Below are 13,483 nucleotides of genomic sequence, written 5' to 3'. Positions count from 1 at the left end.
CCAGCGACCGGGCCCCCAACCACCCTCCGCAGCCGGTCACCCCTCGTGATGAACGCTCTCTTCCCCCAGGTCAGCAACCCTCCACCAGTCACTCTTGGTAACGAAGCCAGCTTCCCGCCGCTCAAGGCACTGACGCGAGCACCCCGTCTCGCTACCGTGTTTGCGGGACATCGAGGGGGGCGCATGGAGAACGGGCCGATCGACCCCGACCGTCTGGCAACACGGTTCGCAAGGCTGGCCGTCACGGCCGCCCTGGACGGAAGCGATCCGGATGGCTGGCCGGACAGGCGCCGCATCATCGACCGCGCCCTGAAGCGGTTCATCAGCACGGGCGATGGCGCGCGGATCACGCAGTTCCTCGATGCCTCTCGAAACTTCGACCCCGGCCGAAGAGTTGAAGAGACCCAGCAGACGGTCATCCGCATGTTCCTGGACCTAGTGGCTCAGCTCAGCCACCGGCCCCTGAGTGACGTCGCCCGCAGCATCGACCTGATGGCCCGTGAGCTGCCTCGGACAGGGCCCCGCCGGTCCGGCTTGCCTTCGCGCGGCTTCGTCCACGTCGAATCGGACGGGTACGACGCTGACGACGTCGAACCCGCGGCCGACACTCTGAACCACACCCTGGCCCGGCTGTTCCTCCGCCTCGGCCCCCCACCAGCACCCACCGAACATGACTACGCGCCCGTGGGCGGCGGCGGCGACGGAGGAGCGCAGGCATGAGCCTCGAAGACCAGCCGGCTCAACTCCCCGGGCCCGCCGGCGCCGACCCGGTCCTGTCCGCCGGCCTCGGCATTGCGGCCCAGTGGGGGGAGGCACTCGGCGGCCCCGAGAAGCTCCAGGTCGCTCTCAAAGCCCTCGAACCGCAGCTCCGGCGCGAACACGAGCTGAGCAAGCTCCGGCTTGAGCGGCAGGAAGCCGACGCAGCCCGGAAGGCGGCCGCGGAGGAGGCCGAGGCGCAGCGCCGTGCACATGCTGTGGAAAGGGAGAAGGAACGGGAGGCAGGTGAGCAGATGGCCGCCCGCAATCACAAGCACCGGATGCGGCTGCTGCACTCTGCGGTCGCGCTGTCGGTACTGATGCTCGGGGGCGGACTGTATGCGATGCCGACGAACGGTTGGATCGCCGGCGCATTGTGCGGTCCGAGTCTGCTCTCCCTGCTGAGGATCTTCGTGTTGCGGCGCAGCACGGATGCCGATGTCCGTGAGGCCGGTCGGTCGGCACGCGGAGCCGGCAACGCCCCTCCGCCGATCTGACCCCCGGCACCGCGCGTTGTCCCCAGGCCCCCGCCGACCGGCCCCGGTTCACTGTCCGATGTCGGCGGCCAGCAGCTCCAGCACCTGACGGGCCGTCCAGCTGCCCGCCGCACCCGGGCAGGCGGCCAGGTAGTTCGCGATGTCCTGCTTCTCCCACGGCCCTGATTCCAGGAGTCCACCGGCCAGGTACCGCAGGTAGGCCGCGGAGGGCATGAGCACGTCCACGTCCTGGAGCCTCCACGGTGCCGTGAACGTCAGGACGGGGATGCCTTCGATCGTCCCGGGACAGATCAGGGTCTCGTAGCGTCCGGGGCCCACCTCGGAGCGGCCCTCGCGAAGAACCGCCGTCAGGTCGAGGTCACGTCCGGGCTCCCCGTACATCTCCTGCGCGGCGATGTCGGAGATCTGGCCGACGGTGACCAGGTGCGCGCGTCCACGCATACGGCCCGGGGCGGTCGGATCGTAGAGCCCGCGCCCACCCGTCCACACGGCGGACTCAGTCGCGAAGTAGAGGCGGCCGGCCAACTCCACCGCGATGGACCGCTCCGGCGCCCGCCGGTCCCGGCACCCCGGGTACGTACGCGCGGCGCCCGGGGGCCTGCCTCCCGCGATGTACGCGGCAAGCCGGTCCATGTGCATGTTGGAGCCGTAGGAGGCGTACCAGACCCGCTCGGGCACCGGAAGTGCTCCGTCGAGCGGCGTCACAGTGTGCACGGTCATGCGCGTTTCCTCGGGGGAAGCCGTGAGGGGTCACGGGCGGTCAGCATGCCAATCTGTTCATCACTCTTCTGATCACTCTTCGCAGTGGACATGCGCGCATCTCCACATCAACGGCACGCGCCGGGTCGGCGAGTTCCACCCCATCACGAACCGAGCCGCGCATGAGCACCCCCACCCCGAATCCCTCGCCTCCGGCGGGCTCACCCGCCGGGCAGGGCTCAAGCGACTCGCACGGAGGCGCCCGAGCCTCAAGTAGCCCCGGAGGGACGGCTTCTGGACATGGAAGAAACTGGCATTAACCGGTAGTCAAGTTGACTGTCGATGCGGCAAAGTGAGTCCTGCCGCCAGACAGAAGGACTGACGGGCAGACCCGGGGAGGAACCATGGAGCAGGGAACACAACAGCAGTTCGTCTCGGTACCCGTGCCGAGCCAGTACGTGACGCAGGTGTACGCCTACCTCGCGGAACTGAGCGGCGCCACGGCCGTTACTCCCACCGTCTCCACGGTTCCGCCGGTCGATCACGAAGGCGCCTCGGCGGCGACCTCTCCGGATGGCGACGCGCTCCCGGTGATCGAATGGACCGTGGCGGACTTCCGCAGGCTGATGATCGAACCTCTGGGATCGGTACAGACGGTCGCCCGCGTCCTCGACTTCCTGGCCAAGCAGCCTGACACACGGGTCAGTTACACCTCCCTCGCAAGCCACCTGGACATGGAGAAGAAGAGCCTCCAGGGCAACCTCTCGGCATTCACGCGCGCAGTGCGCAAGCACTACAAGCGCCGCAACTGGCCGATGACATGGGTGGAGGCCCTCACGGACGAGCCGGGGCTCAAGTCGGAGTTCTTCTACACGATGAACGCGACGTCCGCCGAGCGCTGGCTGAGGGCCCGCGCCCAAGGCTGACACGCAGGAGAGGGCGCGGCGGCGGGGGGCGGCGACGCAAGGACTCGGACTGGAGTTGCGGCCGGCCCCAGGAGGACGGCTCCCGGGCCACGCCCCCGCCGGCCACATCGGGAAGAGCGCCGCCGGGGCCACGGCAGAGCCGGGTCCCCCTCCAGCGGAAGGCCGCGGCCGCACGCGCCGCCCCGCCCCGGAAATAGCAAAAGCCCCAGGTCACGGCGAGTGAGTCCTGGGGCTTCTACAGAGCCGCCTTCGGGATTCGAACCCGAGACCTACGCATTACGAGTGCGTTGCTCTGGCCAACTGAGCTAAGGCGGCACCGCTGGGTAGACAAGTGTTCCCTTGGAGAGGAGCTCTCATCAGCAGCGGCGCCAAGTCTACAGGCTCGAACGGGGTGCCCTGAACCGCATTGCGCGGGGGTCGGACATGTCTCGCATATGGGGTGAATCATGGCGTCGGCGGCGTCAGCGGCGTCAGCTGCACTTCTTGCCGTCCTGCGGCGGGGTGCCCCGCAGGAGGTACGTGTTGATCGCCGTGTCGATGCAGGAGCTGCCGCGGCCGTACGCCGTGTGGCCGTCGCCGTCGTACGTGAGCAGGACTCCCGAGTCGAGCTGCTTCGCCAGGGCCTGGGCCCACTTGTACGGGGTCGCCGGGTCGCGGACCGTGCCGACCACCACGATCGGCGGGGCGCCCTTCGCGTTCAGGGCGCGGGCCTCGCCGGTGGCCTTGACCGGCCAGTACGCGCAGTTCAGCGAGGCCCAGGCGAGGCCTGCGCCGAACACCGGGGAGGCCTTCTCGAAGGAGGGCACGGCCGCGTCCACCGCCTCCGGGCCGGCGAAGGCGGGCGGCTGGTCGAGGCAGTTCACCGCGGCGTTCGCGAACATCAGGTTCGCGTACTTCCCGTCCGGCTCGCGCTCGTAGTAGCTGTCGGCGAGGCCGAGCAGGCCGGACCCGTCGCCGTTCATCGCCGCCGTCAGTGCCTCCCGCAGCTGCGGCCACGCGCTCTCGTCGTACAGCGCCGCGATCACCCCGGTCGTCGCGAGGGACTCGCCCAGGGGGCGGGCCGGATCGCCGCTGGGCACGGGCTGGGCGTCGACCTTGCGGAAGAACTCCTGGAGGCGGTCCGCCACCGCCTCCGGGCTGCCCTTGCCGAGCGGGCAGTCGGGCTGCTTCACGCAGTCCTTGGAGAAGGAGCGCAGGGCCGTCTCGAAGCCCCCGGTCTGGTCCCGGTTCATTTCGAGCGCCGGACGGGAGGGGTCCATCGCGCCGTCCAGGACGAGGCGGCCGACCCGGCCGGGGAAGAGGTCCGCGTACGTCGCACCGAGGAGGGTGCCGTACGAGGCGCCGACGTACGTCAGCTTCTCGTCGCCCAGCACCGCGCGCAGCATGTCCATGTCCCGGGCCGCCTCGACGGTGGAGACGTGCGGCAGGACCCGCTGCGAGCGCGCCTTGCAGCCGTCGGCGAACTGCTTGAACGCGGTCACCAGCTCGGCCCGCTCCGCCGCGTTGTCCGGCGTCTGGTCCACCTGCGTGAACTTGTCCATCTCCGGTCCCGTCAGGCACTGCACCGGACTGCTGCGGTCCACCCCGCGCGGGTCGAACGAGACCATGTCGTACTGGGCGCGCACGGGTGCCGGGTAGCCGATGCCCGCGTACGCCTGGAGGTACCCGATGCCGGAACCGCCCGGTCCGCCCGGGTTGACCACCAGCGAGCCCAGCCGCTTGCCGGGGCCGGTGGCCTGGCGGCGGGCCACGGCGATGTCCACGTCCTGCCCGGCCTCGGGGTGCGCGTAGTCCAGCGGGGCCTTCATCGTGGCGCACTGGAACCCGGGGACACCGCACTCGCGCCAGTTCAGCTTCTGCTCGTAGTACGGGCGCAGCGCCGCCGGGACCGCGGTCGGAGCCGCCGACCGCGCGGCGCCCCCGGACGAAGAGGCGGCCGCCTGCGGGCCCCCCGACCCGGCCGAGGTGCACCCGGAGAGCAGCAGCCCGGCGGCTGCGATCACGGTTCCGGTGGTACGCAGCAGGCGACTGGTGTCCATTCCCGGAGCCTACGGCCTGCCGGGCAGCCCGGCCGGGCGGGCGGACGCCGACCGGCGGCCCGCCGCCATGTGGAGCACCTCAGGCCCGCCCGGAGCCCGCGCTCCGCAGCCCGACCTCGCCGGATCGCTCATACGGGTGAAGCGGTCAACGAGGGCGGGGCGCCGGCTCGCTCAGCCCGCGCGCAGGGACATCGTCATCGCCTCGACCGCGAGGAGCGGGGCCACGTTCCGGTCCAGCGCCTCGCGGCAGGCGATGATCGCCTCGATCCGGCGCAGGGTGCGTTCCGGTCCGGACTCGCGGGCGATCCGGTCGAGGTCGGCCCGTATCTCCTCGTTCGCGATCGCCAGCGAAGAGCCGAGCTGGAGGGCCAGCACGTCCCGGTAGAAGCCGGTGAGGTCGGTCAGCGCCAGGTCGAGGGTGTCGCGCTGGGTGCGGGTGCGGCGGCGCTTCTGCCGGTCCTCGAGCTCCTTCATCACGCCCGCCGTGCCGCGCGGCATCCGCCCGCCGGTGCCGGCCCCGGCGCCGAGCGCGGCCCGCAGGTCCTCGGTCTCCTTCGTGTCGACCTCCTCTGCGACCTGCTTGGCATCCTCGGCGGCGGCGTCGACGAGCTCTTGGGCGGCCTTGAGGCAGCCGCCCACGTCATCGATGCGGAGCGGGAGCTTCAGCACGGCGGCGCGGCGGGTACGGGCGGACTCGTCGGTGGCGAGCCGGCGGGCCCGGTCGATGTGCCCCTGCGTCGCGCGCGCGACGGCCCCGGCGACGGCGGGCTCGATACCGTCGCGCCGGACCAGCACGTCGGCGACCGCGGCGACCGGCGGGGTGCGCAGGGTCAGGTGCCGGCAGCGGGAGCGGATGGTGGGCAGCACGTCCTCCAGGGAGGGCGCGCACAGCAGCCACACGGTCCGCGGAGCGGGCTCCTCCACGGCCTTGAGGAGCACGTTGCCCGCGCCCTCGGTCAGCCGGTCGGCATCCTCCAGGACGATGACCTGCCAGCGGCCCACGGCCGGGGAGAGCTGCGCCCGACGGACCAGGTCGCGCGTCTCCTTCACGCCGATGGACAGCAGATCGGTACGGACGATCTCCACATCCGCGTGCGTGCCGACCAGGGTGGTGTGGCAGCCGTCGCAGAACCCGCAGCCCGGCTCGCCCCCGAGGGCGCGGTCCGGGCTCGTGCACTGGAGCGCGGCCGCGAAGGCCCGGGCCGCGGTGGCCCGCCCGGAGCCGGGCGGCCCGGTGAACAGCCAGGCGTGGGTCATCTTGGACGCGGCGGGCGGTGCCACCCCGGTCTCGATGGCGGTGACCAGGGCGTCGGCGTCACGAGCGGCGGCGGCCAGCTGCGCCTGAACCCGCTCCTGTCCCACCAGGTCGTCCCATACGGGCATCCCGCCCACCGCCTTTCACCGGCCGTCGTCGCCTTGGCCGTCCGTGCCGCTCGTCCTGCTCCTGCCCGCCCCCAGTGTGGCGTGCGCCACTGACAATCCCCGTCAGCGGCGGCGCGGACCGCCCTCTTCGTCGTCGTCCCGGCGCGGGCCGAGCAGCTCGTCCGCCAGGGTCGGCAGGTCGTCCAGCGGGGTCTCCTCGGCCCAGGCGGGCCGCGGCCGGCTCGGCCGGGTGGGCTGCCCCTGCCGGTCCTCCTGTCCCTGCCCGCCCGGACGGCCGTCGGCGCCGAAGACCGGCAGCTCGCGGGTCGCGTCCTCGCCGGCATCCCGGAAGATGCCCGGCGGCACCCGGTCGGCCGGGCTCTCCTCCGGACGCCGGGCCGTCGGCCGCGTGGCGGACCGGGCCGGGCCGGACGGGGCCTGACCGGCCGGAGGGCTTTTACGGGACGGCCGTACGGGCGGCAGGACCGCCGTCTCGTCGGTCGGACCGGACACCGGTACGGGCGGCAGGACCGCCGTCTCGTCCGCCGGGCCGGCCGGCGCGGCGGCGGGCAGGACCGAGGTCTCCGCCGCCGGGTCGATCTTCGGCACCGGGACCGTCTGCGTCACGTCGTCCGGCTGGACGACCCGCTTGACCAGCGGGGTCTCCACCGTCACGTCGTCCGGCAGCGGCTCCTTGGTCATCGGCACCTTGGGGGCGGGAGCGGCGGGGGCCGGCGCGGGAGCCGCGGGAGCCGGGGCGGGGGCCGGCGCAGCCGCCGCAGCCGAAGCCGCCGCGGCCTGCGCGGCCGCCGCTGCCGCCGAGGCCTCCGCCAGCCGGCGCGCCTCCTCGGCCCTCAACAGGGCCTCCTCGGCACGCCGCTGCTTCTCCAGCCGCCGCTCCTCGGCCTCGGCGCGCAGCCGGGCCTCCTCCTCGGCCTGCTTGCGCAGCCGCTCCTGCTCCGCCGCGCGGGCCTTCTCCTCGGCCTCCGCGCGCAGCCGCTCGGCCTCGGCCCGGGCGCGGGCCTCCTCCTCGGCGCGCAGCCGCTCCTCCTCCGCCTTGCGGGCGGCCTCGGCCTCGGCCTTGATCCGGGCGGCTTCCGCCTCGGCCCTGAGCCGGGCTTCCTCCTCCGCGCGCAGCCGCTCCTCCTCCGCCTTGCGCGCCGCCTCTTCCTCGGCCCGGCGCCGGGCGTCTTCCTCGGCCTTGCGCCGGGCCTCGGCCTGGGCGGCCACCTCGGCCTCCGAGAGCGGGAGCATCCGGTCCAGGCGGTGGCGTACGACCGTGGTCACGGACTCCGGGTCCTGCCCGGCGTCGACCACCAGGTAGCGCCCGGGGTCGGCCGCGGCCAGCGTCAGGAACCCGGCCCGCACCCGCTGGTGGAACTCGGCCGGCTCCGACTCCAGCCGGTCCGGGGCCTCCGTGAACCGCTCGCGGGCCGTCTCCGGCGACACGTCGAGCAGCACGGTCAGGTTCGGGACGAGCCCGTCGGTGGCCCAGCGCGAGATCCGGGCGATCTCGGTCGGGGACAGATCGCGGCCGGCGCCCTGGTAGGCCACCGAGGAGTCGATGTAGCGGTCGGAGATGACGACCGCGCCGCGCTCCAGGGCGGGCCGGACGACGGTGTCCACGTGCTCCGCGCGGTCGGCGGCGTACAGCAGGGCCTCGGCGCGGTTCGACAGCCCGGCCGAGGAGACGTCGAGCAGGATCGAGCGGAGCCGCTTGCCGACCGGGGTGGCCCCGGGCTCGCGGGTCACGACGACCTCGTGGCCCTTGCCCCGTATCCAGTCGGCCAGGGCCTCGACCTGGGTGGACTTGCCGGCGCCGTCCCCGCCCTCCAGGGCGATGAAGAACCCGGCGTCGGACGCCGCCTGGACCGGCTCCCCGCCGCGCAGCGCCTCGCGCAGATCGCGGCGCAGCGGTACGCCGCTGCGGTCGTCGGCCTTGGCGAGGACCACGACGGCGACGGGCAGCAGCAGGGCGCCGACCAGCATCAGGGTGAAGGCGGCTCCGCCGTGCGCGAAGACCACGTCCCCGGCGGCGAGCCGGTGCGGGCCGATCGCCGCGGCCAGGACCGGGGCGAGGACGGCTCCGATGCCCACGGCCACCCGTACGACGGCCTGGAGGTGCTCGGTGACGCGGGCCCGGCGGAACTCCTCGGTCTCCTGGTCGAGCAGGGTGTGCCCGGTGTTGGCGGCCACGCCCGCGGAGGTGCCGGCGAGCAGCGACAGGAACAGCACGGTCGCCGTGTCCGGGACCAGTCCGGTCAGCAGCAGCGCGAGCCCGGCCACCGCGATGGCCAGGGCGAGCAGCCGGCGCCGGGACAGCGCGGGCAGCACCTTGCCGGCCTGGGTGGCGCGGATGCCGAGGGCGGTGCCGCCGAGCAGGGCCAGGACGAGCAGGGAGAAGGTGGCGGGGCCGCCGCCCAGGTCGAAGGCGTGCAGGACGGCGACGGCGGCCGCACTGGCCACGGCTCCGGCGACGGCGGCGCAGGACAGGACGAGCAGCGGAATGGCCCCCGTACGGCCCTTCTCCGGGCGGTCCCCCGTCTTGGGGGCCCGCAGGCCCTCCAGCGGGGAACGCGGGCGCGGGGTCTTCGCGCCGGGCAGCACCAGCGGGAGCAGCAGCGAGACGGACGCCGCGAAGAGGCCGGAGGCCACGTACGAGCCGAGGGCGGCCTGGTTCTCGGCGAACCAGTCCACGCCGAGGCCGAGGGCCTTGCCGACCAGGGTCGCGGCGAGCAGCACGGCGGCGGCGACGGGCAGCGCGGCGAAGGACGTGCGCAGGTTCAGCCGGCGCAGCGCGTCGAGGTGGTCCGGCAGCGGCCGTACGGTCGCCCCCTCGGGCGGCGGCGAGGGCAGCAGGGCGGGAGCCGCGCTGTCCTTGGCCAGGGTCCACAGGCGCTCGGCGACGCCGGAGACGAAGACGGTGGCCAGCAGCGCGGTCAGCGCGTGGGCCGGGATCCAGTCGAGCCAGAGCGGGGCGACGACGAACAGGCCGAGCCGGATCCCGTCGGCGCCGATCATCGTCCAGCGGCGGTCCAGCTTGCCGCCGGCCTCCTTCGGGGCGAGGAGCTTGGCCAGCGGGCCGAGCAGGACGGCGCCGAAGATCAGGGTGGCGAGGATCCGGACGCCGAAGACGGCGGCGACGGTGAGGGCCCAGCCCTGGTATCCGCCGCCGAAGGTCTCTTCGGAGACCGCCGTCTGGAAGGCCAGCAGCACCAGCACCAGCAGGGCGAGGGCATCGCCGATGCCGCTCACCAGCTGGGCGCTCCACAGCCGGCGCAGCCTGGGGGTGCGCAGCAGGGCGCGCACCGCCCGCTCGCGGGAATCCGCGGCGAGGGCTTCGTCGTAGGTGGGGTTCGCGGGGGCGGTCACGACCGTTGGCTGCTCGGCTCGCGTCATCCGCCCAGCCTATCCGCTGCACTCGGCCGCTGAGGAGCCTGTGGATAACCGTCCGGTGTGACCCCGGCCCCACTCCGGCCCCACTTCCGCCCTGCTCGCGCCCACTCCGGCCGGACGGCGCCGGGCCCGTGCGATCCGCACGGGCCCGGGCACCTGCCAACCGTCTGCCGGCTGTCTGCCGGCCGTTCGCTAGTCGTCCGACGACGGGGCCGACGCGGCCGCCTTCTTCGCGACCGTCTTCTTCGCCGCCGCCGTCGTCGTCTTCTTCGCGGCGGTCTTCTTCGCCGTCGTCTTCTTCGCCGCGGTGGTCTTCGTCGCCGTGGCCTTCTTCGCGGGCGCCTTCTTGGCCGGGGCCTTCTTCGCCGTCTTCTTGGCCGGGCCCTTGGCGCGCTTCTCCGCCAGCAGCTCGTAGCCGCGCTCCGGCGTGATCGTCTCGACGTCGTCGTCCCGCCGCAGCGTCGCGTTCGTCTCGCCGTCCGTCACGTACGGACCGAAGCGGCCGTCCTTGACCACCACCGGCTTCTCGCTGACCGGGTCCGTGCCCAGCTCCTTCAGCGGCGGCTTCGCCGCGGCGCGCCCCCGCTGCTTCGGCTGGGCGTAGATGGCGAGGGCCTCGTCCAGGGTGATCGAGAACAGCTGGTCCTCGGTCTCCAGCGACCGCGAGTCCGTGCCCTTCTTCAGGTACGGGCCGTAGCGGCCGTTCTGGGCCGTGATCTCCACGCCCTCCGCGTCCGCGCCGACCACGCGCGGCAGCGACATCAGCTTCAGCGCCTCGTCCAGCGTGACCGTGTCCAGGCTCATCGACTTGAACAGCGAGGCCGTCCGCGGCTTCACCGCGTTCTTGCCGGTCTTCGGCGTGCCCTCGGGCAGGATCTCCGTCACGTACGGCCCGTAGCGGCCGTCCTTCGCGACGATTTCGTTCCCGCTCACCGGGTCCTTGCCCAGCTCGAACTCGCCGCTCGGCTTCGCGAACAGCTCCTCCGCGTACTCGACCGTCAGCTCGTCCGGCGCCAGGTCGTCGGGCACGTCGGCCCGCTGGTGGCCCTCGGCGTCCTTCTCCCCGCGCTCGACGTACGGCCCGTAGCGGCCGACGCGCAGCACGATGCTCTCGCCGACCGGGAAGGAGGAGATCTCCCGGGCGTCGATCGCGCCGAGGTCCGTGACCAGCTCCTTCAGGCCGCCGAGGTGGTCGCCGTCGGCCGGTACGACCTCGGACGCGTCCTCGGAGCCGAAGTAGAACCGCTTCAGCCACGGCACGGACTGGGCCTCGCCCCGCGCGATGCGGTCGAGGTCGTCCTCCATCTTGGCCGTGAAGTCGTAGTCGACGAGCCGCCCGAAGTGCGTCTCCAGCAGGTTGACCACGGCGAACGACAGGAAGGACGGCACGAGCGCCGTGCCCTTCTTGAAGACGTATCCGCGGTCCAGGATCGTGCCGATGATCGACGCGTACGTCGACGGGCGGCCGATCTCCCGCTCCTCCAGCTCCTTGACCAGCGAGGCCTCGGTGTAGCGGGCCGGCGGCTTGGTCGAGTGGCCGTCCGCCGTGATCTCCTCGGCGGACAGCGCGTCGCCCTCCGCGACCTGCGGCAGCCGCTTCTCGCGGTCGTCGAGCTCGGCGTTCGGGTCGTCCGCGCCCTCGACGTACGCCTTCATGAACCCGTGGAAGGTGATCGTCTTGCCGGAGGCGGTGAACTCGGCGTCCCGGCCGTCCGACGCGCGGCCGCCGATCTTGACGGTGACCGAGTTGCCGACCGCGTCCTTCATCTGGGAGGCGACGGTCCGCTTCCAGATGAGCTCGTACAGGCGGAACTGGTCGCCGGTCAGACCCGTCTCGGCCGGGGTGCGGAAACGATCACCCGAAGGGCGAATCGCCTCGTGCGCCTCCTGCGCGTTCTTGACCTTGCCCGCGTAGACGCGCGGCTTCTCCGGCAGGTAGTCGGCGCCGTAGAGCTGCGTGACCTGCGCCCGCGCCGCCGACACCGCGGTGTCGGAGAGCGTGGTGGAGTCCGTACGCATGTAGGTGATGAAGCCGTTCTCGTACAGCTTCTGCGCCACCTGCATCGTCGCCTTCGCGCCGAAGCCCAGCTTGCGCGAGGCCTCCTGCTGGAGCGTCGTCGTGCGGAACGGGGCGTACGGGGAGCGGCGGTACGGCTTGGACTCGACCGAGCGGACGGCGAACGAGGTGTCCGCCAGCGCGGCGGCCAGCGCCCGCGCGTTCGCCTCGTCGAGGTGCAGCACCTCGCTCTTGAGCTGCCCGTTCGAGCCGAAGTCGCGGCCCTGCGCGACGCGCTTGCCGTCCACCGTGTTCAGGCGGGCGACGAGCGTCGAGGGGTCGGAGGCGTCACCGGCGCGGCCGGTGGAGAAGGTTCCGGTCAGGTCCCAGTACTCGGCGGAGCGGAAGGCGATGCGCTCGCGCTCCCGCTCGACGACGAGGCGGGTGGCCACGGACTGGACGCGGCCGGCCGACAGCCGCGGCATGACCTTCTTCCACAGGACCGGCGAGACCTCGTAGCCGTAGAGGCGGTCGAGGATGCGGCGGGTCTCCTGGGCGTCGACCATGCGCTGGTTGAGCTCGCGCGGGTTGGCGACGGCGTCGCGGATCGCGTCCTTGGTGATCTCGTGGAAGACCATCCGGTGGACGGGGACCTTGGGCTTGAGGACTTCCTGCAAGTGCCACGCGATGGCTTCGCCCTCGCGGTCCTCATCGGTGGCGAGGAAGAGTTCGTCGGACTCGGCCAGCAGCTCCTTGAGCTTCCTGACCTGGGCCTTCTTGTCGGCATTGACGACGTAGATCGGCTGGAAGTCGTGTTCGACGTCCACGCCGAGGCGGCGGACCTCGCCCGTGTACTTGTCGGGGACCTCGGCGGCGCCGTTGGGGAGGTCGCGAATGTGCCCGACGCTCGCCTCGACGACGTATCCCGGGCCGAGGTAGCCCTTGATCGTCTTCGCCTTGGCAGGGGACTCGACGATGACGAGTCGGCGGCCGCCCTTTGCGGTCTCGCTAGTCGGGGACAACTTGGCTCTTCTCTCCGGTCGGCACTCGGTCGCGGTACGGCGACGCTGCGGAGTGTGACGGTACAACCCGCCCCCGTGTCAAACGGCAGAAGCCCGCAACGGCCACTCGAACGGTAACCCGACAAGTGCCACTTCTGCCGCCCGGATACCGCGCCGGACCCGTAGCGATCACCGGGCCGAGTGGCCAGGGGGCCGTCTGGCCCCGCCCCCGCACCCGCTGCGACGTCCCGTTTGCGCGGCGCATCCGCGCGGGTCGGCGCGCCGGTGGCCGACCGGTGACCGGGCCTCTGACCAGGCGCTGATCAGGTCCGCGACCGGCCCGTGGTCACCGTCGTACGAGGCACCAGAATCCGAGCGCCAGGGAGGTCCCGGACGCGAGGAGCGCCAGCGGTACGGCCACGACGGGGCGCACACCCTCGGCCAACGGCGCCCGGCGCGCCGCGCACGCCCCCGTCCAGCCCAGAAGAGCCGTTCCGAACAGCAGGAACACGGACGCCGCGAAGATCGCCGGACCACTCTCCATGCCGTTCCCCCCTTACTCCCGCTTGCTCCCGGGCCGCTCCCACGGGCCGGTACGGATCCTCCCGGATCCCCGTGGCCGGCCCGCGGCCGTAGCCCTGCGGGCGAGCCTGCCAGACGCTGCGCAACGGCCTGCGAACCCCGGGTTACATGACGGTTTCGGCCACGGCCGGACGCCTCGGTCGAGGCCGCCGACCGGGCCGCGGACGGAGCGTCGCAGACGCCGACGGAGGGAGCCGGCGGGGCCGGTCAGCCCTTCGGAACGGCCGCG

9 protein-coding genes and 1 tRNA gene are annotated in these 13,483 nt (G+C 72.7%); 3 read left to right on the top strand and 7 right to left on the bottom strand.

All coding sequences use genetic code 11. The features are described 5' to 3' along the window. Positions 1-183: 183 nt before the first annotated feature. Both ADK52_RS03655 and ADK52_RS03650 read left to right on the top strand, forming a co-directional pair. Positions 184-720, top strand: coding sequence for a hypothetical protein (locus ADK52_RS03655; protein ID WP_053688328.1), 537 nt, complete (start codon positions 184-186; stop codon positions 718-720). Then, a complete protein-coding gene (locus ADK52_RS03650) occupies positions 717-1,253 on the top strand; it encodes a hypothetical protein (RefSeq protein WP_053688327.1) in 537 nt (178 codons plus the stop codon). The genes ADK52_RS03655 and ADK52_RS03650 overlap by 4 nt, the downstream gene beginning before the upstream one ends. 48 nt (positions 1,254-1,301) lie before the next feature. On the opposite strand, the gene ADK52_RS03645 is transcribed toward ADK52_RS03650, so the two are convergent. After that, complete coding sequence (locus ADK52_RS03645; RefSeq protein WP_053688326.1) at positions 1,302-1,973, bottom strand: hypothetical protein; 672 nt, start codon at positions 1,971-1,973, stop codon at positions 1,302-1,304. 383 nt (positions 1,974-2,356) lie between these two features. Here ADK52_RS03645 and ADK52_RS03640 point away from each other — a divergent pair, with 383 nt between their 5' ends. Beyond that, on the top strand, positions 2,357-2,878 hold the full coding sequence (locus ADK52_RS03640; protein WP_053688325.1) for a hypothetical protein: 522 nt from the start codon (positions 2,357-2,359) through the stop codon (positions 2,876-2,878). A 241-nt stretch (positions 2,879-3,119) separates the two neighbouring features. Here the strand turns inward: ADK52_RS03640 and ADK52_RS03635 are convergent. The 6 genes from ADK52_RS03635 to ADK52_RS03610 all read right to left on the bottom strand — a co-directional run bounded on the left by ADK52_RS03635 (position 3,120) and on the right by ADK52_RS03610 (position 13,216). Then, positions 3,120-3,193: transfer RNA gene (locus tag ADK52_RS03635), tRNA-Thr, on the bottom strand. A gap of 155 nt (positions 3,194-3,348) precedes the next feature. Next, a complete protein-coding gene (locus ADK52_RS03630; protein ID WP_053688324.1) occupies positions 3,349-4,917 on the bottom strand; it encodes an alpha/beta hydrolase in 1,569 nt (522 codons plus the stop codon). 171 nt (positions 4,918-5,088) lie between these two features. After that, positions 5,089-6,300: a DNA polymerase III subunit delta' gene (locus ADK52_RS03625; protein WP_053688329.1), complete on the bottom strand. Its 1,212-nt coding sequence runs from the start codon at positions 6,298-6,300 to the stop codon at positions 5,089-5,091. A 102-nt stretch (positions 6,301-6,402) separates the two neighbouring features. Next, positions 6,403-9,678, bottom strand: a complete 3,276-nt coding sequence (tmk, locus tag ADK52_RS03620) for a dTMP kinase (protein ID WP_053688323.1) — start codon at positions 9,676-9,678, stop codon at positions 6,403-6,405. Between the two features lie 189 nt (positions 9,679-9,867). After that, entirely contained in the window at positions 9,868-12,693 is a 2,826-nt protein-coding gene (gene topA, locus ADK52_RS03615) for a type I DNA topoisomerase (RefSeq protein WP_053688322.1), read from the bottom strand. Positions 12,694-13,018: 325 nt separating this feature from the next. Then, a complete protein-coding gene (locus ADK52_RS03610; protein WP_053688321.1) occupies positions 13,019-13,216 on the bottom strand; it encodes a hypothetical protein in 198 nt (65 codons plus the stop codon). Positions 13,217-13,483 lie beyond the last annotated feature (267 nt).

The organism is Streptomyces sp. WM6372 (assembly GCF_001279655.1).
In the GTDB taxonomy this organism is placed as follows: Bacteria; Actinomycetota; Actinomycetes; order Streptomycetales; family Streptomycetaceae; genus Streptomyces.
This window is presented reverse-complemented; position numbering and strand designations above follow the sequence as displayed.